The following is a 26,885-nucleotide window of genomic DNA, read 5'->3' as shown; positions in this document are numbered from 1 at the left end:
TAGCAACTTATTTTTAAAACTAAAAGTTTATTAAAAAAACAGATTATCAAATAATAATAAAAAATAAAAAAGGATGTGTATAAATAATGAAAAAATTTAGGATTGAAAAGGAACATCAGAGGATGAAAATCTCCCAGTATTTGCGGGAAGTGCAGAATTATTCGGGGAGAAGTTTGAGAAATGTAGAAGTTTTTTTGAATGGAAAGCAGGTAAGATTAACTAAGAAATTGCCGTCACACGGAAATTTGAGAGTTGTTGAGAAGAAAAAAGGGACCGATATTAAGCCAATTAAACTGCCACTTGATATTATTTTTGAAGATGAAGATATTTTGGTTGTGAATAAAGAGCCATTTTTACTGACACATCCGACACAGAAAAAAGCTGATTTTACACTTGCAAACGGAATTGTAAATCATTTTTTAGAAAAATATGGTGAAGTTCGAGTGCCACGATTTTACAACAGGCTCGATATGAATACATCTGGGCTGATTATTATTGCGAAAAATAGCTTTGCACAGGCATTTTTACAAAATTTTTCGATTTTTGAGAAAAAATATCTGGCGATTGTGAATGGAATTATTGATGATAAGGAAATTGCTAGAATCAACGAAGAACTTGCAAAAGATGGGGAAAAACATAAGATTCAGGATTTGGAAAAGGAAAATTTGAAACCTGAAATTGAAAAAGTTAATTTTGGAGAAATGAAAAAATATGATGAAATGGAGAAAATAGAAAACAATTTAACTCTTGAAAATAAAGATAATAAAATTGGAGAAAATACAGGTTTTAACAGTAAAAAAGAAAATAATAATTTAAATCTGAAAAGTAAAAGTAATTTTGAAAATATAAATTTTAAAATAAATGAAAATATGGATTTTAACAGCAAAAATACAAAAGATAATTTAAATTTGAAAAATAAAAATGATTTTAATAATGAAATTTTGGAAAAAAATGGAATAAATAAAATAGTTATTGAAAGACGGATTTTTCGAGATGGGGATAATTTGGAAAGAATAATTGATGAACGGGGGCAATACGCAAAAACAGCTGTAAAAGTCTTAAAAACTTACCCTGAAAAAAATGTAACATTAGTAGAATGTGAACTTTTTACAGGACGGACTCATCAAATTCGAGTTCACCTGAAATCCATCGGACACACAATCGTAGGAGACGAACTTTACGGAAATGGCTTAAACAAAGAACTTGGAATAAATAGACAATTTTTGCACGCTTATAAGGTAAAATTTACACATCCTGCAAGCAAAAAGGAAGTTGAACTGGAAATACCAATGTTTATGGATATGAAGGAATTTTTGGAAAAATAGAAAAATTATATTTTTTCCAAAAAACTATTTTTAAAATAAGAATAAAAAACTTATGATTTAAAAAGCAAAAAGAAAGGATAAAAAATGAAAAAATTTAATTTTTCGGTTGATTTGATAAATGATAATATTTTGAAGTCGCTTCTAATTTTTTCGATACCCATACTTGTGTCGAATATTTTTCAGCAGCTTTACAATATGGCGGATATTGCTATTGTGGGGCATACTTTGGGAGATAACTCGCTTGCGGCTATTGGGGCTTCGGCGGCTATTTTTGAACTGATTTTTGGATTTGCGTTAGGAATTGGAAATGGGCTTAGTATGGTTACGGCTAGAAATTATGGGGCAAATAACAAGAATCTTTTGAAAAAGTCTGTGGCTGGCTCGATTGTTATTGGAATTTGGATTACTGTGGGAGTAATGATTTTATCACGATTTATTCTTATGCCACTGCTAAAAATCTTGCATACACCTGAAAATATTATAAATGAAGCATTTGAATATATAAACATAATAACAATGTTTATTGGCGTAACTTTTTCCTATAACTTGTCATCAGGACTTTTACGTGCAATTGGAAACAGCTTTATGTCGCTCGTATTTTTGGTAATTGCCTCAATTTTAAACATTTTCCTTGATATTTATTTCATAACTTCCCTTAAAATGGGAATTGGCGGAGCTGCAATTGCAACAGTTATTGCACAGGCAATTTCGGTTATCTTGAGTATTATCTACATTTATGTAAAAGAGCCGATTTTAATTCCTAGAAAAAAACATTTCAGATTTGATAAAAAATTGTACAAAGAATTGCTTGGACAAGGTCTTTCTATGGGATTTATGATTGCGATTGTACTTATGGGAACGTTGATTTTACAGTATGCGATAAATGGATTTGGATACTTGATTATCGCTGGGCATACTTCAGCACGAAAACTCATGGGATTTTGTAACATTCCGCTAACTACAATAGCACTCGCACTTGCAACTTTCGTTTCCCAAAATAAAGGTGCAAACAAAGTAGATAGAATCCGAAAAGGCGTATTTTACGCAAATATGATGGATATAATTTTCGCAATCGGAATCACAATTTTTGTATATTTATTTTCCAAAAATATGATTCACCTGATGTCAGGCTCCGAATCTGAAATCGTCCTGCACAACGGCTCAACCTACCAAAAATAGCCTCCCCATTTTTCACAATACTGGGAATTCTTTTTAACTTGCGATACGCTTTACAGGCTCTCGGAGAGAAATTAATCCCTCTTGTTTCCAGCGTAATAGAATTTTTTGGAAAAATAATCTTCGTAATTTTTGTTGTGCCGAAATTGGGCTATTTTGGTGTAATGATTTGCGAGCCACTGATTTGGATTGTAATGGTGGGGCAACTGGGAATTGCGTTTTATGGGAATGGATATATTAAAAATAGTAAAAAAGGGAAGGAGTAAGTAATGAAAGAAAATTTAATAAAAATTTTACTAACGGTCTTATTTACAGTAATTTATTTTTTTCTTCAACAAAAATTATCAATAATATTTTTATTACTTTGGGTTGAAATTTTAGTATCTTTTGGTAAAAGTATTGTAGTGGCATTAATTTCAATGTTAATAATTATTATGTTTTTTTTCTATTTTGGATATCTGAGTAGAAATTTTTTGGTAAAATTAAATAAAATTTTATTAGGTGTATTAATGTCCATAATTTTAATTTATTTCTTATATAATATTTTTTATCAAGAAAATCAGTTTATTCCAGGAATAGAAGCGTTTAACATAACTTATATAATCTTACATATTTCATATACAATTGGACTATTTTGGGATAAAAAAATTATAATAAAATTAAAAAAATCTAAATAATAGGGAATCTAAAATTAAAGCTGAAATCAAAAAAAGAAAGATTTTAGAAGTGCAAATTCAAAAGATAATGGAGTTTTTTGAAACTAATGATGAACTTACACGTTCGGAATTAGAAAAACTTTTGAATATAAAAGAAAGCCGTGCGAGAGATTTGTTAAGATATTTGGTGAAAAATAATATGTTATAAAAAAGAGGAACAACTAGAAATATCAGATATATAAAAACCGTCGGAAAAAAATCAAGCAACGAAAATTACTAAGAAATCGTTGCTTAAAAATTATTAATTATCTTTTATATTTTGATAATTTAATTTGTTATAAGATTGCAAAGTTTTTTGTTATCTGAAATACGATATAAATCCATTTTAGGTCTATTTTTTTTATCAAACGAATAAGACAATTTGTAATTGGAAAAAACTTGTGTTTTATCATTCAAGTTTGTAAAATAAATGGAATTTTCGTCTTCTTTTACTTCATAATCTAATTGTGAAAGTTCAAGGACAACTTTTCCTGTTTTTAGTGCTGCACGATTGTCTAATATACTAATTGAAATAGAAGGTTTACCATCTTCATTTAAAAATTTTACATAAGTAAGTCCTTTAAAGGTTTTATCGATGGAATGAGTACATCTCCAAAGTTCTTTAGATATTATGTCAATATCAGAATTAGAAAAACTTAAACTAAAAGTCAGTAAAAACAATGCAAATATAATTTTTTTCATAAAATCACTCCTAAATAACAATTTTTGTATATTTTATAATATTTTTTTAGGAAAATCAATAATAAAAACTAATATTTAAAATTTTACATTATTTTTAGAACCAAATGCATTTTGAAAAAATCCATCAGATAAGTCAAATTCAAAAGTTTCACGGCTGATGTAACCGATAGTTTTGTCGCTTTCGTAAAGTTGAATGAGAAAATCTGCCATTTCTTCGGATGTATGATAGTTTGGATAAGATTTATCATAATCAAAATCAGTCTTATCAGTTGCGATATTTCCAAAGTTAGTTTTGGTTGCAGCGGGTGCTAGGACTTTTGCTTTTAATTGTGCGTTGTTTTGCTTTAATTCTAGTGCGAGTCCTTCTGTGAAGGCGTTTACGTAGAATTTTGTGGCACAGTAGACAATTGCGTTTGGGACGATTGTGTAGCCTCCTGCTGAGGAAATATTGATTAATTGGGAGTCTTTTTCGTTGTGGTAATCTTGGACGTATAAGGAAGATAGCAAAGTTAATGCTTCTACATTGAGATGAAGCATATCTGAAATTTTATTTAAAGGCTGCTCTTTTACATCGCCATACATCCCAAAACCTGCATTGTTTATCAATGTTTCAATGTGATAATTGTTTAATTTTGAATATAGTTCAGGGATTTTACTGACATCTGTTAAGTCAAAATCTATTACAAGAATATCCAAATTAGGATTTTTCTTCAAAATTTCGCTTTTTAAGTCTTCTAGTAAATTCTTTCTTCGTGCAATCAGAATAAGATTTTTATTTCTTTCTGCAAATTTTAGAGCTACAGCTCTACCTATTCCCGAACTTGCTCCTGTTATAACAGTATATTTTGTTTTCATAGTTATTACCTCCATAAATTTGATAAATAAAGGATAGCAGTTAGAGTATAGTATAAGTCAAGAGTTTTTTGAAAGGAGAAAATAAAATGAAAAAGAATGAACAAAAAATAATGCAAATAAAGGAATTTTCAGAAAAAACAGGCTTAACTCCATACACAATAAGGTTTTATGAAAAAAAGGAGCTGTTTCGTGTAAAAAGAGATGAGAAAAATAGAAGAATATACGATGAAACTGACATTGAATGGATAAAAATGTTAAAAAGATTAAAAGACATGGGAATGAAATTGAGTGAAATTAAGAAATATTCAGATTTACGATATGAGGGGAACGGAACGATAAAAGAAAGAATGAAAATTTTGACAAATCATAAAAAATATGTAAATATAGAAATTGAAAAGTGGCAAAAATATTTACAAAATCTTGATGATAAACTTGAGATTTATGAGAGTTTTTTAAAAAGTAATAAAGATTAGAAGGAGAAAAAAGGATGGAAAAAAATGAAAATAAATTTATGTCAAAAGCAAAAAGTTTTTTAGTATTAGTTTTATTTACAATAATTTATATTTTTCTTCAAAAAATTATATCAGCAGCTTTTTTTCTATTTTTAATGGCTTTTATGATTTCTTATGGAAATACAATTGAAATATTGATGATTCCCTTGATAATAGCGCTTGCATTTGTGTATTATTTTGGATATTTGAGTAAAGATTTTTTTCAAAAAATAAATAAATTATTTATAAGTGGTGTGATGATTATAATTTTACTTTACTTTATATATAAAATTTTTAATAATAATGAATTTGAGGCGGGACAGACAACAGTATATATTTTTTGTACAGTCTCACATATCTCATATACAATTGGAGCATTTCATAGCGATAAAGTCAAGAAAGTATTAGACAGAATAAAATTTAAAAGAAAAAAATAAAAGAAGGAGAAGAAAAATGAAAAAAAATACAGACAAACTTATGACGAAACAGAATAATCCTTTAGGATTAATTTTATTTACAATAATTTATTTTTTAGTTCAGTCAGCAATATATCCAGTGTTGGCATATTTGTTTTGGTTTATTTTTACATTATTTTCTACTGGGGTTTTGTTGGAAGCTCCAGAGCAGATTTTGAAGATTTTTATAATTGTGTTTTCGTTGTTTTGCTTGATAATAATATTGGGAATTATGTACTTCTTAGGATATTTGTGCAAAAGATTTCTAAAAAAAATGAATAAAAAAGCATTAATTTTGGTAATGATTGTAATATTTATTTATTTTGTGTTTAGGGCTATTTTTGAAGATGAACATAGTTCGATAATGTCTAGTTTGACAAATGGGAGAAAATATATATTTTGTATATTATCGCATGTTTCATTTATAATTGGAGCATTTCATAGTGATAAAGTCAAAAAAGTATTAGACAGAATAAAATTCAAAAGAAAATAAATTTTTTACAAATCCAATTTGCTTATGGCATTTTTATCTGTTATAATTATTTTAATGGGAATAAATAAATTTTTTAGATAAATTTAAAATAGGAGCAGTATTTATGGAAAGAAAACACAAAAATATAATGTTGCTGGGGACAGGTTCTAATGTGGGAAAAAGCATAATCAATGCAGGATTTTGCAGAATATTTTATCAAGACGGATATAGCGTTGTGCCGTTTAAGTCGCAGAATATGGCTTTAAATTCGTTTATTACGAAGGATGGAAAAGAGATGGGGAGAGCTCAGGTGGTGCAGGCTGAAGCGGCTAATATCGAGCCTCAGGCATTTATGAATCCGATTTTGCTAAAGCCTACAACAGACAGAAAATCGCAGGTTATTGTGAATGGAAAAGTTTACAAAAATATGGATGCGAGGGAATATTTTGCCTATAAGCATAATTTAAAAAAGGATATAATGGCAGCGTACAATCACATAAGGGATAACTTTGATATTTGTGTGCTGGAAGGTGCAGGAAGCCCTGCGGAAATTAACTTGAAGGAAGACGACATTGTAAATACAGGGATGGCGGAAATGGCTGATTCGCCTGTTATTTTGGTTGCTGATATTGACAGAGGCGGTGTTTTTGCGGCAATTTACGGGACAATTATGCTGCTTGAAGAAAGCGAGAAAAAACGTATAAAAGGTGTAATTATAAACAAATTTAGAGGGGACAAAAGCCTTTTGACTCCTGGAATTGAAATGATTGAAGAATTGACAAATGTGCCTGTTTTGGGAGTAGTGCCGTTTGTACCGCTTGGAATCGAGGAAGAGGACAGTTTAGGGATTGATAAGTATAATGTGAAAAAAGAAGGGAAAATTCGGATTTCAGTTATTAAACTAAAACATATATCGAATTTTACAGATATTGACGCACTTAGCCATTATAACGATGTTTCCTTGAAATACGTTACAAAAAGCTCTGAACTTGGAGATGAGGATATTATTATTATTCCTGGCTCTAAAAATACTGTGGAAGACATGAAGGACTTGATTGATAAAAATATAAGCAGGGAAATTATTAGGCTTGCAAAAAGAGGAACGATAGTATTTGGAATTTGTGGCGGTTTTCAAATAATGGGACAAAAAATAATGGATCCTCAAAATATTGAGTCTAATCTAAAAGAAATTTCAGGCTTAGATTTATTAGACATAGAAACAGTTATGGAAACGGCAAAAACAACAACACAGTATGAAAATAAAATAAAAAATGCAGACGGAATACTCGCTGGAATGGACGGCATTGAAATAAAAGGCTATGAAATACATCAAGGCTACAGCTATCCTGTAAACGAGAAAAAAACTGAAATAAAGTGTATCTTTGACGATAAAAAGTTAAAAGGTGCTGTAAAAGGTAATGTTGTGGGAACTTACATTCACGGAATATTTGACAATTCTGAATTTACAAATCATTTTCTGAACGAAGTAAGAAAACTTAAAGGACTAGACAAAGTCGATGAAGACTTCAGTTTCAAAGAATATAAAAACAGGGAATACGATAAATTGGCACAAATTTTGCGAGAAAATGTGAATATTGAGAAAGTTTATGAAATAATGGGGATAGGACAAGAAACCAAATAGATTAAAATGAAAACGTAATTTAACATTTATAGGAAAAGTTTGTAATGAATTCATTATCAAAATAGGGTTTAGTATAAATTCTCTTAATAAAAAAACTGCACCTCTTATATTATATACAATTTTTGGGGTGCAGTCTAGTCAATCTATGAATTAAATAATATCTTTTTTTATCTTAATTACGATAATATCCTTCTCCATCATATCCCATTACATCTGGCGATGAACAACTGATTAAAGTCAATCCTAGTAAGCCTATAATTAATATTTTAAATATTTTGTTCATAAAAATCTCTCCTAACTATTATTTATTTGAGGTAATTGTTTAATAATCTTCATACGTACAGATTCTTCCAGTTCCAAGCATACCTGTATTTGATCCGCTACAACCTGTAAATCTTTTGTTTTCATAAGGTGTTTTACGGCACTCTTTCTTACGTCCATTTCTATCTAAAAGACAATGAGGTCTCTCAATTGTGGTTTCTCCTGTTCTGGTATCGTAATATCTACCTGTCAGAGTGTCGTCTTTTTTTACTTCTGCCCATAATTTTGGATCAAACAATTCGCAGCTTGTAACTGTTAATGCCAGTAAAATTAAAGCTAAAATTTTAAATACTACTTTCATAGACATTCAACTCCTTTAATTTATTTTATTTTCTTATTCTTATTATACTCTATGTTCTAAATATTGTGATTTAATTCTCATTTGTTTTATCTTTTTTTTTTTTTTTTGAGTATAGTTTAATCATAAATTGATTGGATAGAGTTAGAGTCTATAATTGAACACTTTATATTTGTACTATTGCTTTTTAAATGGCAAATATTTTATAATGGGATTTAATATTAGTTTTTACAATTTTTGCTATGTGTGTTCTTTTTTGTAAGATTATTTATTGAAATACATTTTTATTTTGGAATAGAGGTTAAAGTTATAGCACGCAATACTTATAATTAATTCACACTTTTATTTGGCTAACACGAACTCCTTACTTACAGCCATCAAGCAGTTGAAGTTAAATTTGGTAAAATATCGCAATCAATATTGCAATTTATGGAAATAAAAAAATATTTTAATTGTTTTGAACTGCTGAGTTTTTATACTTTGTTGGATAAGCTTGTAATAAATTCCTTATTTAAATGAAGTTTAGAAAAATTGTCTTAATAAAAAAACTGCACCTCTTATATTATGCATAATTTTTGGGGTGCAGTCTAGTTAATCTATGAATTAAATAATATCTTTTTTAATCTGAATAACGATAATATTCACAATCATTCTTTTTGTTACTATTACATTCTTCTGTATATCCAACCGTAGTAGGAAAAAGGAAACAACTAGATAAACTTGCTCCGATTAATCCTATAATTAACATTTTAAATATTCTGTTCATAGAAACAACTCCTAACTTATATTTTTAATAATTTCTTAGTAATCTGCATATTTACAAACTTTTCCTTCTGAACTATACTTTGAGGAACAATTAATAAGCCTTCTATTTTCATAAGGATATGATCTGCATTCCTTCATACGTCCATGTTCATCTACAAGACAATATGGTCTTGAGTTTTCTGACCTATTACCATTATATTCACGACCCAACATATCGTTTTCTCTATGAACTTCGTTCCATAATTTTGGATCAAACAATTCACAACTTGTAACTGTTAATGCTAGTAAAATTAAAGCTAAAATTTTAAATACTACTTTCATAGACATTCAACTCCTTTAATTTATTTTCTTTATTCTTATTATACTCTATGTTCTAAATATTGTGATTTAATTCTCATTTGTTTTATCTTTTTTTTTTTTTTTTGAGTGTAGTTTAATTATAAATTGAGCGAATAGAGTTAGAGTCTATAATTGAACACTTTATATCTTGCTTATTTAAAAAGTAAAATGACAATAACTTTTTATATTATTCAAATTTACTTTATACATTATAATCTATAAAATAAAAAAATAATAATAGTAAAAAATATTTAAAAATAAACAAAAAAATTATAAATATTCAAATATATGTTTGATTTTAAAAGATTTTTAATGTAAAATAAGATGAGAGATTGTATAAAAACAATTTTCATAAAATGGAGGAAAAAATGGATTTTCATGGTGGTAATATTTATAAAATATTCAGGGAAAAAAATATAACAGAAATACTGGATTACAGTTCAAATATCAATCCTTACGGAGTGCCAGAGAGTTTAAAGCAGAAGATTATCGAAAATATTGGGATTCTTGAGAGGTATCCTGATCCTGACTATGTGGAATTGCGTGAAAAATTGGCTCATCTGAATAAAGTTGAACTGGAAAATATTGTGCTGGGGAATGGTGCAACAGAAGCTATATTTTTGTTCATAAAAGTAATAAAGCCCGAAAAAGTGCTGATTGTATCGCCTACTTTTGGGGAATATGAAAGGGCAGTAAGAGCGTGTAAAAATTCTGAAAGTCAGAAAATTGAAATTGAATATTTTGAATTAGAAGAAAAAGATGAGTTTAGGCTTAACATTGGGAAATTAAAAAAAGAACTTGAGAAAAAATATGATTTGGTAATAATTTGCAATCCGAATAATCCGACTGGAAAATTTTTGAAAATGGCTGAAACAGAGGAAATTTTGAGAGAATGCAATAGATATGAGACAAAGTTATTTATTGATGAGGCATTTATCGAATTTTTAGAGGATGGACTAAAGGAAAGCATTGTAAATAGTGGGGAAAATAAGAAAAATTTGTTTGTAACTCGTGCATTTACAAAATTTTTTGCTATTCCAGGATTACGATTGGGATATGGAATTTATTTTGACAAAAATTTGGAAAAGAAAATCGCTGAAAAAAAAGAGCCGTGGAGCGTGAACAATATCGCTGAAATGGCTGGAATAACAGTGCTTAATGATATAGAATATATAGAAAAAACATTAAACTGGATAACAGAAGAAAAAAGATACATGTATGAAAGACTGAATGAAATTTCAGGAATAAAGCCTTATAAGACTGAAGTAAACTTTATTTGCGTAAAAATAAAAGATGAGCTGATTTCTAAAGGACTGAATGTGAAAAAATTGCGGGAAAAGATGATGGAAGAAGGAATTTTGATAAGAGATGCGTCCAATTTTAAATTTTTGGATGAAAGATTTTTTAGGCTGGCAATTAAGGACAGAAAGAGTAATGATAGAGTTATTGAGACTTTGAGAGAAATTTTAGAATAAAAAACTCGAACTTATTGGATTTGATAATAATTCATATATGAGAAATTCTGGCAATCAAGAGGAATTTAGCATTATTTTTTCTACTAATAAAGTAAAAATCACTACCGGTGGAAATATGTTTGATGAAAAGGCAAATAAGCCTAAGGAAGAATGGAAAACTGTTAATATTAAGAAAAAATATGTGTTAGACGAAATGACAGACGATATAGTCGATGAGATTGCGAAATATGTTTATTAGTATTTTAAATGGGGATTCTTATGATTTATAAGATATTCCCTATTATTTTATAGTAAAACTGCTTTAAAACTAAACTCAAAAATTATGACTATTTTACTCAAACCCTAAATTTATATAATTTTTAGTAGTTTAATTTTAAATAGGTTTGAATATATTTGTTATAAATTTACGATTAGAATGTTTGAGTATCTTATTATTAAATTGAATTGACAAAAAATGGAAAAATTAATAAAATGTAGGTATATAATAATTTATGGAGCATAAGGAGTGAAAAATTTCTGTGAATAATTTATTTAATCAGAAAATACTGGCTAAAAAGGCTAAAGAAGAAGTCGATTTAAGTAAACATAATTTTTCTGAAAGAAGAAAAGCGCTAAATAAATGGATAAAAAATCTTGAAAATGGTGTTCTGGATAAATCGAAAGAAGAAGAGTTTCAAGGAGAATTTTTATACGATATTTTTACAACTGTGTTGAGAGCTGTGAATAAATCGGATGGAAAAAATGAATGGAATTTGGAAAGAGAAACTAAAACAAAGTTAGATGGACAGAAGGCTGATGGAGTTTTGGGATTTTTTGATGCAGATGGAAAAAAAGATGTCAGGGCTGTAATTGAACTGAAAGGTGCGAAAGTTTCGCTAGATGTAAGGCAGAAAAGAACCGGTGATACAAGAACGCCTGTAGAACAGGCTTTTAATTATGCTCCAAAATACGGAAAAAACTGTCAATGGGTTATAGTTTCAAACTATAAGGAAATACGGCTTTACAGGTCAAATGATATGACAGAATATCAAGTATTTTTTCTTGAAAAATTAAAAGATGATTTGGAATTTAAGAAATTTATTTACATTCTTTCATTTTATGCTTTGGTAGGAACTGAAAAGAAAAAGGCAAAAACAATAGAACTTTCTGAAGAATATCAAAAAAATCAAGCTGAGATTGAGAAGAAATTTTATAACGAGTATAAAAATATTAGATTACATATTTTTGAAAATATGCGAAAAAATAATCCTACAGTAAATGAAAATACGATAATTGAAAAAGTTCAAAAATTATTAGATAGATTTCTGTTTATCTGCTTTTGTGAAGATAAAGGCTTGCTTCCGAATGAGATTTTTTACAAGACTTTAGAAAAAGGTAAAAACTTTGGAGATGTTTTTGAAGTTTTTAAAATGCTTTGCAATTGGATAAATTTAGGAAATTCGAGGGAAAATATTTCTCATTTTAACGGAGGCTTATTTAAAAATGACGATGTTTTAGAGAGCCTTTATGTGGATAATGAAGTTTTTGAAGAAATGAAAAAAATATCTGAATATGATTTTGACTCTGAACTGAACGAAAATATCTTGGGGCATATTTTTGAGCAATCTATAAGCGATATAGAGGATTTAAAAAAAGAATTAAATGGGGAAGAATTTGACAAGAAAAAAGGGAAACGTAAAAAAGACGGTATTTTTTACACACCAAAATATATAACAAAATACATTGTAGAAAATTCGATAAAAAACTGGCTTGATGACAAACGAAAAGAGCTGGGCGAGGATAAACTTCCTGAACTTTCCGAAGCAGATTTTGAAATAAAATATAGCAGTAAAAAAAGTAATGAAAGAATTTACAGCAAAAATTATAAAAAGCATATAGAATTTTGGACAAAATACAGAGAAGCTGTAAAAAATATAAAAATTGTAGATCCAGCTTGCGGAAGCGGAGCATTTTTAATCACAGCCTTTGAATATTTATTAAATTACAACAATTATTTAAACGATAAAATTTTTGATTTGACAGGAACAAAAGATCTATTTTCCGATACGACAAAGGAAATCTTGCAAAATAATATTTTTGGAGTAGATTTGAACAAGGAAAGTGTAGAAATCACGAAATTATCATTGTGGCTAAAAACTGCTGATAAAAATAAAACATTGGCTACACTTGAAAATAATATAAAATGTGGAAATTCATTAATTGATGATGTTGAAATTGTTGGAGAATTAGCATTTAATTGGGAAAAAGAGTTTCCGCAAGTATTTGAAAATGGTGGATTTGATGTTGTGGTGGGGAATCCACCGTATGTACTGTGTCAACCTTCAAATACAGAAGAAAAAATATTAAAATTTTATAATAGCTTTGAAGTTGCAAATTATAAAATTGATTTATATCATTTATTTTTTGAAAAAGGGATAAAAATATTAAATCCAAAAGGTTATCTAGGATTTATAACACCTAATACATATTTAACTAATAAATATACAGTTAATTTAAGAAAATTAATTTTAGAAAAAACTTCAATAAATACTATAATAAAATATAATGAAATTGTTTTTGCAGAAGCAGGTGTTGATGTTGTAACTATTTTATTAAGTAATTTTAAGATAAAAAATAATAAAATTAATATATTAAGTTCTAAAAATAAGACTTTAACAGTTATAGATAAAAAAGAGCAAGAAATTTGGGAAAATGATGAGTTGAAGGTATTCAATTTAAATAAAGAATTAAGTATTAAACTTGAAAATACAATATTACTAGACAAAATTTATTCAGTAACTTTTGGACTTCAAACAAAAGATAAATCAAAATATGTGTCTGAAATAAAAAGTCCAGAATGGGAAGAATGTTATACTGGAAAAAATATTAGTAGATATTTTTTAAGCAAAGCTAACTTATATTTTTATAATAATCCAATTGAAGTAAAAGCTGGTGGTTCCTGGAACATGAAATTACATAAAAGTAAAAAAATAGTTGTAAGACAAGTAGGAAATCCAGAGCCTGTTTTTGCATATGATGATAAAAAGATTCCATCATTAAATACAATGTACAATATTGTAAATATAGATAAAAATTTCGATGATTTTTATATTTTATCTATTTTAAACTCTAAATTAATGAAAAAATATTGGCTATCTAAATATAATGATAATAAAGATTTATTTCCTAAAATAAAAGGCTATCAATTAAAAGAACTTCCAATAAAAAAAATTTCACTTGAAGCACAACAGCCTTTTATAGAAAAAGTTGATAAAATGTTATTTTTAAACAAAAATCTTCAAGAATTATCTCAAAAATTCCAAAGATTATTAACTAGAAAATTTGAATTAGAAAAACTTACAACAAAATTACAAGATTGGTATTTACTTAAATTTTCTGAATTTGTAAAAGAATTGAAAAAATTGAAAATAAAATTATCTTTAAAAGAAGAGATAGAATGGGAAGAAATATTTTTAGAGAAGAAAGAAGAAGCTGAAAAAGTAAAAAACGAAATTGAAATGACAGATAAAGAGATTGATGGGATGGTTTATGAGCTGTATGGGTTGAGTGAGGAGGAGGTTAGGGTTGTTGAAGCAAATTAATTGGTTAAAAGAGGTAAAAAATGGTTAATAATATAAATATAGATGAAATAAAAAAGGTTTTGGATTATTTACGAATTAAAGATAACGAGTGCACCTGGATAGAAGTGAAAGAAGAACAGATTAATGAAGATAAATTAGGAGAAACAATATCTGCTATAGCAAACAGCTGTTTATTGGAAGGAAAAGAATGTGGATATATATTAATCGGAGTAAAAGATAAAGTTTGGGAAGTAGTTGGGACAAGTAAGAAATTTTCAAATTTTCACGTAAAAGGTGGACAAGATGTTGAACTATACTTAAAAACAATGCTAACTCCAGAAATAAATTTTTATTTTTTTGATGAAATAAGTATTGAAAACAAAAATATCAGTGTCGTAAAAATCGAAAGTGCTAGCCATACGCCAATAGCGTATAAGAAAGAAATATATATTAGAATTGGTTCAAACAACAAAAAATTAAAAGAATTTTCGGAAACTGCTAAAAAATTATGGATTAAAGTAAGTGGATTTAATTATGAAGACACTATTATCAAAAAAGACATTGTAGCAGAAGAAATATTAAAATTTTTAGATTACAGGGAATATTATAGATTGCTAAAGAAAGAGATTCCTTTAGAAAAAGAAGCTATTATAAATGAATTTGTTAAGGAAAAATATATTATAAAAGATAATCAAAAATACAATATAACTGCTCTAGGCGGATTATTATTAGCAAATAATTTAAATGAATTTGATTTAACCAGAAAGGGAATAAGAGTAATTTTCTACAAAGGTGTAACAAAAACTGAAATTTTAGAGCAGAGATGGGGAAACAAAGGATATGCTAACGGTTTCACTAATTTAATGAGATATATAAAAACTAAAATACTTAAAGAAGAAAAAATAAATAATTTAGGATTTAGAGACTCCTATTATCAATATTCTAATTTAGTAATAAGAGAACTAATTGCTAATGCAATAATACATCAAGATTTAAGTATATTAGGAAATCAAATAAAAATAGAATTTTATGAAAATAGAATAGAAATATCTAATCCAGGAACACCAATAATAGATATTTGGAGATTTTATGACACTAATAGGACAAGAAATTTGAAATTAGCTAGTAATATGAATAAATTTGGAATATGCGAAGAATTAGGAAGTGGAGTTGATAAAATTGTTGAAATTTCTGAAATTGAAAAAAGATTTACTCCTCAATACATAATTTATGATGGGCAATACACCACTGTAAAATTATTTAAAAACAGGGAATTTGAAAATATGAGTGAAGATGAAAAATTGAATATTCTATATTATCATTGCTGTTATAACTATACTTTAGAAAAATACATGACGAATTCTAGTCTTAGAGAGAGATTTATGCTTAATAATACAAATGCTGATAGTAAAAAAATAACAAGATTAATAAAAAAAGCATTAGAAACTAATTTAATTAAACAAGGAGCAAATAAAACATATATTCCATTTTGGGGTTTTTGTTAAAAGTTCAGTCGCAGAAAGTCGTTTGCTAGAAAAAAAACTTTAAAAATGCAGTATTCATGCGTAAAAAATTCAGTCGCAGAAAGTCGTTTTTCTTATAAAAGCATTAGAAGTAAAATAATTTTGAGAAGAAATTAAGTAAAAATATCTAAATTAATAAATATAAAATAAAAAAACGGAGAGAGAAAAAAATGAATGAAAATTTAGTAAAAAATTTTTATATTCTAAGTTTTAGTTATAAAAATTTGAGTTTGGAAGAAAGGGAAAAGTTTGTAAAAGAGGGGTATAGACATGTTTTGAGGGAGTATTTGGAAAAAAGGATTATAAGGGGGTATGTGGCTGTTGAAACTTGCCTTAGGATAGAGCTTTATTTAGATGTTAGCAAGGAATTTGAAATTGAGAGGTTAAAGAGAGATTTTAGGATTGAGAAGATGAAGGACTATAAAGGGGCTGAAGCCGTGAATTATTTGTTGCGGGTGATTTGTGGGCTGGATTCGATAATAAAGGGAGAAGATCAGATTCTTGTACAGCTTAAAAAGGCATATTTTGATGCTCTTGACAAAAATGTTACATCTTCATTTTTGAATATAATGTTTAATCAGGCGATAGAAACTGGGAAAAGATTTAGGGCGGAAAGCAAGATAAATGAAAAAAATATTTCACTTGATTCGATAGCTGTAAAATTTATAAGAACAAAATTTGAGAGCCTTGAAAATAAAAAAATATTTGTAATTGGAGTGGGAGATTTGAGCCAGTCGATTCTTGCACTTCTTCACAAAATGAACAATTGCCATTTGACAATGACAAATAGAAGTTTACGACGATCAATTGAATTGCAGAAAGTGTATCCAGACGTTCAGACAGCAGAATTTAACGAGAAATATAATGTTATAAAAAATATGGACATTGTAATAAGTGCCACTTCTGCACCACATTTGATTCTTGAAACAGCGAAAATTCAAAATATTTTGAATGATGGAAAAAAACGTTTTTTCCTTGATTTAGCCGTTCCGAGAGATATTGAAACAAGTATTGGGGAGTTTGAAAATGCTTCGCTTTATCATTTGGAGGATATTTGGGATGAATATAATAAAAATGTGGAAAAACGGGATGAAATTGTAGAAAAATATTCTTACATTATTGAGGAGCAGTTAAAAAAAATAGCGCAAAAACTTGAAAAAAGAAGAAAATATACAAATCAGAAAAATATTGAGATAGGTGAAAATAGATGAAATCGAATAAAATAATTATTGGAACGAGAGGAAGCATCTTGGCACTTGCACAAGCAGAAAAAGTGAAGGAAATGCTTATTAAAAAATATGATGAATTAAGAGAAAATGAGAGTTTTTGCGAAATTGAAGGGTTTGAGAAAAAAAGTCCACTGGAAATAGAACTGAAAGTTATAGTTACAAAGGGAGATAAAGATTTAAGGGACTTTACAAAAATAAAAGGAACTACGCAAAAGGACTTGTTTGTGAAGGAAATTGAAAAGGAAATGCTGGAAAATAAAATAGATTTGGCGGTACATTCGTTAAAGGATATGCCACAGAACACTCCAGAAGGGCTTTTGAATGCGTGTTTTCCAATGAGGGAAGACAACCGTGATGTGCTTGTTTCAAAAAATGGAAAAAAATTAAAAGAACTTGATGAAAATTCTGTAATTGGGACAGGGAGCATAAGACGGGAAAAGGAGCTTCTAAATTTGCGAAATGATGTAAAGATAAAAGCAATTCGAGGTAATATTCACACAAGGCTGAAAAAACTTGATGATGGGGAATATGATGCGATTGTGCTGGCTGCGGCTGGATTAAAAAGAGTTGGGCTGGAAAACAGAATTACTGAATATTTTGATAAAGATTCATTTATGCCAGCACCAGGACAAGGGATTTTGTGTATTCAATGCAGGGAAAATGATAATAAAATACTAAATCTTCTGAAAATTATAAATGATGATGAAGTTACGATAATGTGTAAAGCTGAAAGAGAATTTTCAAAAATTTTTGATGGAGGATGCCATACTCCGATAGGCTGTTCATCAGTTATTGAAGGAAATACATTAAAATTAAAGGGAATGTTTAATGATAACGGAATCAGAATATTTAAAGAAGTTGAAGGAAATAGGGAAAATCCAAAGGAAACTGCACAAAAATTGGCTGAAGAAATAAAGGAAGAGGAGATGAAAAATGAGAAAAGGTAAAGTTTATATCGCAGGAGCAGGCTGTGGAGATGAGGGGCTTATAACTTTAAAATTGAAAAACGTGATAGAAAAAGCTGATTGCATTGTTTATGACAGGCTTGTAAATGAAAATATCTTACAGTATGCAAAGTCTGATGTAGAATTAATTTATATGGGAAAAGAAAATACTGCTGGGGGAAAATTGCAGGCAGAAATAGATAATAAATTAGTGGAAAAAGGTAAAGAAGGACTTGAGGTTCTAAGACTAAAAGGAGGAGATCCTTTTGTATTTGGACGAGGGGGAGAAGAAATAGAGGCTTTGGTTGCTGAAAATATAGATTTTGAAGTAATTCCAGGGATAACTTCTTCAATTGCTGTGCCAGCTTATGCTGGAATTCCTGTAACTCACAGAGGAATTAATACTTCCTTTCATGTATTTACTGGACATACGCAATTTAATGGAATAGAGCTTGATTTTCCAGTTATTGCAAAATTGAAAGGAACTTTGGTCTTTTTAATGGGATTAAGCAATCTTGAAAAAATAGCAGAAAACTTAATAAATAACGGAAAAAATCCAAAAACACCTGTTGCAATAATAAAAGAGGGAACAACGACAAGACAGAAAACTTACACAGGAACATTGGAAACAATAGTAAATACAGTAAAAGAGCATAATGTAAAATCGCCTGCCATTATTTTGATTGGAGAAGTAGTAAATTTACGGGAAAAAATGAAATGGTTTGAGAATAAGCCGTTATTTGGAAAAAACATTCTTGTTACAAGAAATAGGGAAAAACAAGGAAATATATCAAATAAAATAAATGAACTTGGCGGACAGGCTTTGAGCCTTCCATTTATTAATATAGAATATGTCGATTTTGAAATGCCTGATTTGAAGGAATACAGTACCCTTTTATTTAACAGCATAAATTCTGTTATTGGATTTATGAGAAAAGTAAAGGATATTCGTTCTTTGGGAAATGTTAAAATAGGCGTAGTGGGAGAAAAAACTGCTGAAGAAATTGAAAAATATAAAATAATTCCAGATTTTTATCCAGAAGAATACACGGTAGAAAGACTGGCTAGAGAAAGTGTGAATTTTACTAAGGAAGGAGAAAAAATACTGTTTATAGTATCTGATATTTCTCCAGTAGATGAAAAAAAATATTCAGATTTATACAACCGAAATTATGAAAAACTTGTAGTTTATAAAACTCAGAAAGTTGAAGTGGAAAAGGAAAAAGCAGAAAAATACATAAAAGAAAGTGACATTTTAATGTTTTTAAGCTCTTCAACCTTTAAAGCCTTTGCTGATAGCATAAACTTGAGTGAAAATGAGGAAATAAAAGAAATTCTGAAAAATAAAATTATAGCCTCAATCGGTCCTGTTACTACAAAAACTATTGAAAAATATGGATTAAAAGTAGGAATAGAGCCTAAAAAATACACTGAAGACGGATTATTTGATGAAATTTTGAAACAAACAACAAAAGGATAAGGAACACCTTTTTATACTAGACAAAAGAAATATAAAGATGAAATTTGTCAGGCAATGAAAGAGCTGTGAAATGTTATAAGTATCCTAGTGGAAATGTCTATTGTGAGGATAAGTACGAAAATTGAGTTCATTAATTTGTAAATTTAGTGAAATGAATTGCTGTGTTTGGAAGTGGAATTTTTGAGATTCTGCTTCTTTTTTTTAAATTTTATTCAATGCCTATTTTCATTTTGGGAAATTTAAACTTTTTAATATATTTAAAGTGTGATATAATAAAAACATAAATTTTATGGTAAAAATAAAGAAAAGTGAAGCAAACAGGAGGAAAAATGTTAGACAAATTGGCACACTTGAAAGAAGAAGTGTTAGCAAAACTTAAAGAGGTGGAAAATCTTGAGAAGCTGAATGACCTGAGAGTTAAGATATTGGGGAAAAAAGGGGAATTTACAGCTATTATGAAGGGAATGGCTGATATTGCGGCTGAAAAGCGGGCTGAATTTGGAAAAGTTACGAATGAAATAAAAAATGTACTGCAAAATAGATTTGAAGAAGTAAATACTGACTTAAAGGAAATTGCAAAACAGCAAAGACTGAAAAATGAAACTATAGATGTGACTTTGCCAGGAAGAAAGGCTAACGTGGGTTCGCTTCATCCGCTTACAAAGACAGTTATGGAAATAAAGGACATTGTTTCTACAATGGGATTTGACATTGTGGATGGACCAGAAGTGGAATATGTGAAATACAATTTTGATGCATTAAACATTCCAAAAACACATCCTTCACGTGAAATTTCAGATACATTTTACATCGAAGAAGAAAATGTTGTGCTAAGAACACAAACTTCTGGTATGCAAATTAGATATATGGAAGATAGAAAACCACCATTTAGAATGATTTCGATTGGAAAAGTTTATCGTCCAGACTATGATGTGTCACATACTCCAATGTTTCATCAGATGGAAGGGCTTATGGTTGGAGAAGATGTTTCTTTTGCTAATTTTAAGGCGATTTTGGAAAATATCGTGAAAAAAATATTTGGAGAAGACAGAAAAGTAAGATTCCGTCCGCATTTTTTCCCGTTCACAGAACCATCGGCTGAAATGGATGTAGAATGTGGAGTTTGTAAAGGAGCTGGATGTAGAGTTTGTAAAGGGACTGGATGGCTTGAAATTTTGGGAAGCGGAATGGTAAATCCAAAAGTTCTGGAAGGTGTTGGAATTGATCCGAAAAAATATCAAGGTTTTGCATTCGGGCTAGGGCTTGAGAGAATTACAATGCTTAAATATGGAATTGATGATTTGAGGGCATTTTTTGAAAATGATGAGAGGTTTTTGAATCAATTTTAATTAGTATTGGGGGAGAAAAAATGATATATAAGGTTGATGTTAATTCAAATTTGATAAATGAATTTAAAAAAGAAGTCAAAAAAATTGGAAAAAATGAAAATGAAGTATTGTCTGCTTTGTTACAGGAATATCTGGAAGATTTGAAAGATTCCGAAGATTTGGATAAGGCAATTGAGGAAAGTGATGGAGAATTTTATTCTAGTGATGAATTTTGGGATTTAGTAGGTGTATAATGGCTTATATTGTAAAATATGATAAAAAAGCATTAAAGAGTATATTAAAATTAGACAAAAAATCCCAAAAACAAATAAAAACTTATATCAAGGAAATAATTGAAAAACTTGAAAATCCACGTAGTCAGGGAAAAGCACTACAAGGTAAATATAAGGGAAAATGGCGATATAGAGTTGGAAATTACAGAATCTTAGCTACAATTATTGATGAAAAAATAACAATTTATATTTTTGATATTGGGCATAGGAAAGAGATTTATAAATAAATTTAAAAAGCGGAGAAAAATATGAAAATACGCAGATTTGAAGAAAAAGACGCTAAAAAAGTATCTGAATTGATTGTGGAAACATTGCGAAAAACAAATATAAAAGATTATTCTGCTGATTTAATAGAAAATTATGTAAATAATTTCCAGCCTAAAAATGTTCTTAAAAGAGCTTCGTGGACACATTTTTATGTTGCTGAAGAAAAGGATAATATTATTGGATGTGGAGCAATTGCACCATATTGGGATAAAATTGATGAAAGTTCTTTATTTACTATTTTTATCTCGCCTGAATATCAAGGAAAAGGAATAGGACGAAAAATTATTGAAACATTGGAAAAAGATGAATATTTTTTAAGAGCCAAAAGAATCGAGATACCTGCATCTATTACAGCTGTACAATTTTACAAAAAAATGGGATATAGTTGCAAAAATGGAGTAAACAGAGCAGATGATGAAGGAATTGTAAGAATGGAAAAATTTAGATAATAAGTTACTAATTTAATTGGAAGGTTAAAAATGGAAAATGAATTAGAAATAAAAATTGATGATGAATTTGCAAAAAAAGTTTATGATGAAATTTGGGCTGAATATAAAAAAACTGCACAAACAAAGGCTTTTGCAAAAATTACATTGACGGAAGATGAACTAAAATAACAGATAGCAAAGTTATGGGATTGCCTTATATTCCTAAAGGAGCAGAAATCCCCCAAACAGCTAATGGCGATAAAATGATGATGATTGCACAGATTAACTGTGACGATTTACAAGGGCTTGCAGATTTTCCAGAAAAAGGGATTTTACAATTTTTCGTTCTAAATGATGAGGATGGATTGTTAGGGCTTGATTTTGATAATCAGACTGTTCAAGATAGTTTTCGTGTGATTTATCATGAAAAAATCGAAGAGTTTTATGATGAAAATGAGTTAAAAAGTATTTATAATCCCTATAATTTTGAAGAAAGCTACATTACAAATGATAACGAAAGTTATAAAATGAACTTTGAATTGACAAGTGAAAAAGAAAGATTTGAAGATATGTTTTATCATGTATTCACAAAAATCTGCAAGGAAAAAGGATTAAAACAAACACAAGAAGACTGGCTTTATAGAAAATTATTGAACTTTATGCAATATTCAGAAAATTATTATTCACAATGCGATGGATTTGCCTTTTTTACTCAAGATGATCCTAGAGAATATAACGAAGAGTATAAAAAATTTGATACAGTATTATTTCAACTTAATAGCGAATTTGACGAAAATACTCGAAATTGGAAAGTTTGTATCGGAGATGCTGGCGTAATAAACTTTTTTATAAATCGTGAAAATTTGAAAAATAAAGATTTTTCAGAAATTCTTTATAACTGGGATTGCAGTTAAAAACAAAAATAGGATAATTTGAAAGATGAAGGAAAAAATATTAGGCAAAACAGTTGGAAAAGCTGGAATTTCACAAGTTCTAATTATAAAAACTACATTTATTATGGCAATTTGTATTATTTTGGGATTTTTCCTTATAATTTCGTCGCTTGTAAACTGGGGAAAAAATTATTTTGAGTATTTGTTCTGGATTGGAATATTCATTATATCACTTGCACCAATTCAGTTTTTATGGCTGAAAATGGAAGAAAGTTCGGTTGGAAAATATATTTTTTATGAAACTGGCTTTGAAGATGTCTTGAAAAAGAAAAAAATATTTTTTGAAGATGTGAAAAATTATTTTTATTTAAATTTAAAAAATGGTTCTGATAATGTTGAATTTCTCGTTATTGAAACGGAAAATAAAGAAAATTTAGAAAAAATTACAATAAATTTGAAATTAAACAGGATGGCTTCAAAATTGTTTGTAAAAAATTATGTTGAATTTGTTTTGAAAAATGAATTTGATAAAAAAGTTAAAAATCAAGATGATTTTGAATTTAAGTTTGGAATTATTGAAGAAATTGATTCTGCGAAAGATAAGATTTTTAGCTTGAATATGGATAAAAATTTGGAAAAAGTCAAAATTTCTGAATATATTTTTTTAGATAAAAATGGAATTAGAGTGGAAAATCAAAAAGGCAAGATTTTGGAAAATTATTTTTGGAAAGAGATTGTAAAAATTTCGGTTTTAGAAAAAGAGAAAAATGAAGAGATACAAATTGAAAGTGAAAATGGAGAAGTAATTTTTTCAAAAAATATGAAGTATATAGAAAAACCCGAATTATTTATAAAAATAATAAAAAATATTTTTATTTAATTTTATAGTATGAATATTGATTAATATATATCTTTTTATAAATTCTATGTTTTTTCTTTTTTTAAACGCAAGGGAAATCAATCGCCATTTCCCTTTATTTCGCAATAATAGTTATTTTAACATATTTAAATAATAGCATATTAAAGAGAATGTCGAAAGTGCTACGCACTATCCCTGGCTCGTCTAAGAATTTTTTGAAAACAAAATTGAAACTCGCTTTTTAATAAAAGTTATTACCACCTCTTTAAACTAATTAAAATTTGAAGAGTTTGAAAAAGCTCAGACAGTCAATTTTATTTCCAAAAAATCACGACATTTTAATCTAATTAAAAAAATAACAACATATAACAAGCAAAATTTCGTTAGAAAAAAATAGCTGTTTGAGCTTTTGGAATAAATTTTAAATTATACAAAGTTATTCATATCAGAGTAATATAAATTCAAAAGCGAGTTCTATTTTTTTCTATAAGAAAGTTTTGCGTCAAGCGGGAGTGCAGAGGTATGGCGTCTGATACCTCTGCGTTAAAAAAACTAATATAAATAATAGAAAACAATTATTAATAAAATTAATCTAAAATAAAAATTGAAAAAACATAATTACAACTAAAAAATTTTAAATAAGGAGAAAAAAAGAATGCTGATTTCATTGAACTGGTTAAAGCAGTATATAGATTTAGATGGAATAGAAATAAATGAAATGGAGAATGCCCTTACTATGATTGGGCAGGAAGTGGAAAAAATCGAGGTGCTGGGGGAAAACTTGGAAAATGTTGTAACGGCACATATTGTTGAAAAGGAGATGCATCCTGATTCAGATCATTTGACGATTTGTAAAGTGGATAATGGGAAAGAAATTTTGCAGGTTGTATGTGGTGCGTCTAATCATAAGGCTGGGGATAAGGTTGTTTTAGCACAGGTTGGAGCAAAACTGGCTGAAGACTTTGTTATTAAAAAAGGGAAGATAAGAGGTGTAGAATCAAATGGAATGCTTTGTTCAGAAGAAGAGCTGAATATTGGCAAGGCTTCTGACGGGATTATGATTTTACCTCAAGATACACCTGCTGGAATACCAATGAAGGAATATTTGGGAATTAATGATACTGTGTTTGAGCTGGAAATTACGCCAAATCGTCCTGATTGTCTGTCGCATATCGGGATTGCAAGAGAACTAGGGGCTTATTACGGGAAGGAGGTTAAATATCCTAGTTTTGTGATAAATACTGAAAGTAGCGAAAAAACTTCTGACAATATTTCAGTTGAAATTGCAGACAGCAATTTGGCAAAAAGATATGTGGCTAGAATTATTAAAAATGTGACGGTTAAGGAAAGTCCAAAATGGCTTAAGGAAAGAGTGGAATCTATTGGAATTAGAAGTATTAACAATATTGTAGATGCTTCAAATTTTGTTATGATGGAACTTAATCAGCCTAATCATGCTTTTGACCTTGATAAAATTGAAGGTGGAAAGATTGTTGTGAGAGCAGGGCTTGAAAATGAAAAACTGGTTACGCTTGATGAACAGGAAAGAGAATTAAATAGTGATGATATCGTAATTTCGGATGGGGTGAAAGCTGTGGCACTTGGTGGTGTAATGGGCGGAGAAAATTCACAAATTACTGAAAATACAAAAAATATCCTTCTGGAAGTAGCAAACTTTAACTCGCAAAATATCAGAAAAACTTCAAGAAGATTGACTTTATCAAGTGATTCTTCATATAGATTTGAAAGAAGAGTGGATGAGGAAAATGCGATTAATGTGATAAATAGGCTTGCAAATTTGATTCAGGAAGTAGCAGGTGGAGAAATATTGGCTGGAGCTGTTGACAATTATCCTATCCCTTATGAGAAAAAATCTGCTGAACTTAATTTCGAAAGACTAAATCGTTTTGTTGGGAAAGTAATTCCTCGTGAAACTGTTATTGGAATTTTAACTAGACTTGAAATCGAAGTTGTGGATAATGGGGAAACTTTGAGATTAACTGCACCAAGTTACCGTGACGATTTGGAAAATGAGCAGGACTACTTTGAAGAAATCATCAGAATGTATGGTTTTGACAATATCGAAAACATTTTACCAAAACTGGATATTAGCGAACAGCCAGTTATTGACACAACAAAACTTTCTACACAGGTGAAACTTATTGCAGCAAATGCAGGACTTAAAGAAGTTATCAACTACAGCTTTGTTCCAAAAGATGCAATGGAAAAAATAAAATACACAGTTGCACAGGAAAAACTGATTGACGTGCTAAAACCAATTACAGAGGATTTTGTAACATTGCGTCTGACATTGCTTTACAGCCTTATCAAAAACGCAAAGGACAACATTAACAGAAATGTTTCAAATATCAGATTCTTTGAAGTAAGCAGAACTTTTGAAAAAGCCGAAGAATTGACAAAAGAAGAAGTTAAATTGGGAATGATTCTGGCTGGAGAAAACGACAAGACATTGTGGAATTCAAAACCTGTTCCTTACGATTTTTACGATTTGAAGGGAATTGTAGAAGAAATCTTTACACAGCTTAAATTCAATAACTATATGATAAAACGTTCTGAACAAAGCCAGTTCCACCCTGGACGTTCAGTTGACGTGTTTGTGGGACGTGAATTAATTGGAAGTTTTGGAGAAATTCATCCAGATGTGCTGGAAAACTTTGACTTAGGGAAAACATCAGTTCTAGTTGGAGAATTTAACATTGACTTGATTCAGAAATATATCGGTAAAAAGATAAATTATCAAGGAATTGTAAAATATCCGGCAGTTCCAAGAGATTTTGCGTTCGTTATGAAGGAAGAAATCCTAGTTGGAGATGTATTAAAAACAATTCAGAAAGTTGACAAGAAAATTGAAAAAGTGGAACTTTTTGACATTTATCAAGGTGCAGGAGTGGTTCCAGGAATGAAGAGTGTGGCAATCAGCGTGGTGTTAAGAGATAAGAGCAAAACACTGGAAGAGAAGGAAATTGTGGATATTTCCAACAAAATTGTGGTTAAAGTTGAGAAGGATTATGGGGCGGTTTTAAGACAATAAAAATTATCATGAATTTAT

The 26,885-nt window shown here is 28.9% G+C and carries 28 protein-coding genes; 23 read left to right on the top strand and 5 right to left on the bottom strand.

The features are described from left to right. Positions 1 to 86: 86 nt before the first annotated feature. The 4 genes from ACZ5B9_RS00785 (at position 87) to ACZ5B9_RS00770 (ending at position 3,365) form a co-directional block, all read left to right on the top strand. On the top strand, positions 87 to 1,325 hold the full coding sequence (locus ACZ5B9_RS00785; protein ID WP_464422971.1) for an RluA family pseudouridine synthase: 1,239 nt from the start codon (positions 87 to 89) through the stop codon (positions 1,323 to 1,325). An 84-nt stretch (positions 1,326 to 1,409) separates the two neighbouring features. Further along, positions 1,410 to 2,504 (top strand): MATE family efflux transporter, encoded by a 1,095-nt coding sequence (locus ACZ5B9_RS00780; protein ID WP_464422970.1) that lies wholly within the window; start codon positions 1,410 to 1,412, stop codon positions 2,502 to 2,504. Positions 2,505 to 2,542: 38 nt separating this feature from the next. Then, a complete protein-coding gene (locus ACZ5B9_RS00775; protein WP_464422968.1) occupies positions 2,543 to 2,767 on the top strand; it encodes a hypothetical protein in 225 nt (74 codons plus the stop codon). A 460-nt stretch (positions 2,768 to 3,227) separates the two neighbouring features. Beyond that, the gene (locus ACZ5B9_RS00770; RefSeq protein WP_464422966.1) at positions 3,228 to 3,365 is read left to right on the top strand and encodes a hypothetical protein; all 138 of its coding nucleotides are present in this window, start codon (positions 3,228 to 3,230) and stop codon (positions 3,363 to 3,365) included. Positions 3,366 to 3,484: 119 nt separating this feature from the next. Here ACZ5B9_RS00770 and ACZ5B9_RS00765 read toward each other — a convergent pair whose 3' ends face one another. Beyond that, a complete protein-coding gene (locus ACZ5B9_RS00765; RefSeq protein WP_464422964.1) occupies positions 3,485 to 3,898 on the bottom strand; it encodes a hypothetical protein in 414 nt (137 codons plus the stop codon). A 75-nt stretch (positions 3,899 to 3,973) separates the two neighbouring features. After that, positions 3,974 to 4,753 (bottom strand): SDR family NAD(P)-dependent oxidoreductase, encoded by a 780-nt coding sequence (locus ACZ5B9_RS00760; RefSeq protein WP_464422962.1) that lies wholly within the window; start codon positions 4,751 to 4,753, stop codon positions 3,974 to 3,976. A gap of 86 nt (positions 4,754 to 4,839) precedes the next feature. On the opposite strand from ACZ5B9_RS00760, the gene ACZ5B9_RS00755 reads away from it, so the two are divergent. From ACZ5B9_RS00755 to ACZ5B9_RS00740, 4 genes are all read left to right on the top strand, one after another. Next, entirely contained in the window at positions 4,840 to 5,226 is a 387-nt protein-coding gene (locus ACZ5B9_RS00755) for a MerR family transcriptional regulator (protein ID WP_314292673.1), read from the top strand. Positions 5,227 to 5,240: 14 nt separating this feature from the next. After that, complete coding sequence (locus ACZ5B9_RS00750) at positions 5,241 to 5,681, top strand: MerT protein (protein WP_464422961.1); 441 nt, start codon at positions 5,241 to 5,243, stop codon at positions 5,679 to 5,681. A 16-nt stretch (positions 5,682 to 5,697) separates the two neighbouring features. Beyond that, the gene (locus ACZ5B9_RS00745) at positions 5,698 to 6,192 is read left to right on the top strand and encodes a DUF3810 domain-containing protein (protein WP_147006396.1); all 495 of its coding nucleotides are present in this window, start codon (positions 5,698 to 5,700) and stop codon (positions 6,190 to 6,192) included. Positions 6,193 to 6,295: 103 nt separating this feature from the next. Continuing rightward, positions 6,296 to 7,813: a cobyric acid synthase gene (locus ACZ5B9_RS00740; RefSeq protein ID WP_464422959.1), complete on the top strand. Its 1,518-nt coding sequence runs from the start codon at positions 6,296 to 6,298 to the stop codon at positions 7,811 to 7,813. A 322-nt stretch (positions 7,814 to 8,135) separates the two neighbouring features. Here ACZ5B9_RS00740 and ACZ5B9_RS00735 read toward each other — a convergent pair whose 3' ends face one another. From ACZ5B9_RS00735 to ACZ5B9_RS00725, 3 genes are all read right to left on the bottom strand, one after another. Continuing rightward, positions 8,136 to 8,435, bottom strand: coding sequence for a hypothetical protein (locus ACZ5B9_RS00735; RefSeq protein WP_464422958.1), 300 nt, complete (start codon positions 8,433 to 8,435; stop codon positions 8,136 to 8,138). A 616-nt stretch (positions 8,436 to 9,051) separates the two neighbouring features. Next, positions 9,052 to 9,198 carry a hypothetical protein gene (locus ACZ5B9_RS00730; RefSeq protein ID WP_374122483.1) on the bottom strand — a complete coding sequence of 49 codons (147 nt, stop codon included), beginning with the start codon at positions 9,196 to 9,198 and terminating at the stop codon, positions 9,052 to 9,054. A 35-nt stretch (positions 9,199 to 9,233) separates the two neighbouring features. After that, positions 9,234 to 9,518, bottom strand: coding sequence for a hypothetical protein (locus ACZ5B9_RS00725; protein ID WP_374124519.1), 285 nt, complete (start codon positions 9,516 to 9,518; stop codon positions 9,234 to 9,236). A 386-nt stretch (positions 9,519 to 9,904) separates the two neighbouring features. On the opposite strand from ACZ5B9_RS00725, the gene ACZ5B9_RS00720 reads away from it, so the two are divergent. The 15 genes from ACZ5B9_RS00720 to pheT all read left to right on the top strand — a co-directional run bounded on the left by ACZ5B9_RS00720 (position 9,905) and on the right by pheT (position 26,867). Then, positions 9,905 to 11,011, top strand: a complete 1,107-nt coding sequence (locus ACZ5B9_RS00720) for a pyridoxal phosphate-dependent aminotransferase (RefSeq protein WP_464422956.1) — start codon at positions 9,905 to 9,907, stop codon at positions 11,009 to 11,011. Between the two features lie 115 nt (positions 11,012 to 11,126). Next, positions 11,127 to 11,249 carry a hypothetical protein gene (locus ACZ5B9_RS00715; RefSeq protein ID WP_464422955.1) on the top strand — a complete coding sequence of 41 codons (123 nt, stop codon included), beginning with the start codon at positions 11,127 to 11,129 and terminating at the stop codon, positions 11,247 to 11,249. Between the two features lie 280 nt (positions 11,250 to 11,529). Continuing rightward, positions 11,530 to 14,592, top strand: a complete 3,063-nt coding sequence (locus tag ACZ5B9_RS00710; RefSeq protein ID WP_464422954.1) for an Eco57I restriction-modification methylase domain-containing protein — start codon at positions 11,530 to 11,532, stop codon at positions 14,590 to 14,592. 20 nt (positions 14,593 to 14,612) lie between these two features. After that, a complete protein-coding gene (locus ACZ5B9_RS00705; RefSeq protein ID WP_464422953.1) occupies positions 14,613 to 16,076 on the top strand; it encodes an RNA-binding domain-containing protein in 1,464 nt (487 codons plus the stop codon). Positions 16,077 to 16,264: 188 nt separating this feature from the next. Continuing rightward, entirely contained in the window at positions 16,265 to 17,305 is a 1,041-nt protein-coding gene (gene hemA, locus ACZ5B9_RS00700) for a glutamyl-tRNA reductase (protein WP_464422952.1), read from the top strand. Beyond that, entirely contained in the window at positions 17,302 to 18,270 is a 969-nt protein-coding gene (hemC, locus tag ACZ5B9_RS00695; RefSeq protein WP_464422951.1) for a hydroxymethylbilane synthase, read from the top strand. Before hemA ends, hemC begins: the two co-directional genes overlap by 4 nt. Further along, the gene (gene cobA / locus ACZ5B9_RS00690; RefSeq protein WP_464422950.1) at positions 18,257 to 19,747 is read left to right on the top strand and encodes a uroporphyrinogen-III C-methyltransferase; all 1,491 of its coding nucleotides are present in this window, start codon (positions 18,257 to 18,259) and stop codon (positions 19,745 to 19,747) included. Before hemC ends, cobA begins: the two co-directional genes overlap by 14 nt. A 329-nt stretch (positions 19,748 to 20,076) precedes the next feature. Beyond that, positions 20,077 to 21,096, top strand: a complete 1,020-nt coding sequence (gene pheS, locus ACZ5B9_RS00685; protein WP_464422949.1) for a phenylalanine--tRNA ligase subunit alpha — start codon at positions 20,077 to 20,079, stop codon at positions 21,094 to 21,096. Positions 21,097 to 21,116: 20 nt separating this feature from the next. After that, complete coding sequence (locus tag ACZ5B9_RS00680) at positions 21,117 to 21,329, top strand: hypothetical protein (RefSeq protein ID WP_006805360.1); 213 nt, start codon at positions 21,117 to 21,119, stop codon at positions 21,327 to 21,329. Continuing rightward, a complete protein-coding gene (locus tag ACZ5B9_RS00675) occupies positions 21,329 to 21,595 on the top strand; it encodes a type II toxin-antitoxin system RelE family toxin (RefSeq protein WP_464422948.1) in 267 nt (88 codons plus the stop codon). Before ACZ5B9_RS00680 ends, ACZ5B9_RS00675 begins: the two co-directional genes overlap by 1 nt. 21 nt (positions 21,596 to 21,616) lie before the next feature. Beyond that, positions 21,617 to 22,084 carry a GNAT family N-acetyltransferase gene (locus ACZ5B9_RS00670; protein WP_464422947.1) on the top strand — a complete coding sequence of 156 codons (468 nt, stop codon included), beginning with the start codon at positions 21,617 to 21,619 and terminating at the stop codon, positions 22,082 to 22,084. A gap of 30 nt (positions 22,085 to 22,114) precedes the next feature. Beyond that, positions 22,115 to 22,252 (top strand): hypothetical protein, encoded by a 138-nt coding sequence (locus ACZ5B9_RS00665; protein ID WP_464422946.1) that lies wholly within the window; start codon positions 22,115 to 22,117, stop codon positions 22,250 to 22,252. A gap of 14 nt (positions 22,253 to 22,266) precedes the next feature. Further along, complete coding sequence (locus ACZ5B9_RS00660; protein ID WP_464422945.1) at positions 22,267 to 22,977, top strand: YwqG family protein; 711 nt, start codon at positions 22,267 to 22,269, stop codon at positions 22,975 to 22,977. 25 nt (positions 22,978 to 23,002) lie between these two features. Further along, complete coding sequence (locus tag ACZ5B9_RS00655; protein WP_464422944.1) at positions 23,003 to 23,836, top strand: hypothetical protein; 834 nt, start codon at positions 23,003 to 23,005, stop codon at positions 23,834 to 23,836. Between the two features lie 634 nt (positions 23,837 to 24,470). Further along, the gene (gene pheT, locus ACZ5B9_RS00650; protein ID WP_464422943.1) at positions 24,471 to 26,867 is read left to right on the top strand and encodes a phenylalanine--tRNA ligase subunit beta; all 2,397 of its coding nucleotides are present in this window, start codon (positions 24,471 to 24,473) and stop codon (positions 26,865 to 26,867) included. The last annotated feature ends 18 nt before the right edge of the window (positions 26,868 to 26,885 follow it).

The organism is Leptotrichia sp. SK-5 (assembly GCF_055387215.1).
The sequence above is the reverse complement of the archived record's forward strand: the minus strand, read 5'-3'. Positions and strand labels throughout refer to the sequence as shown.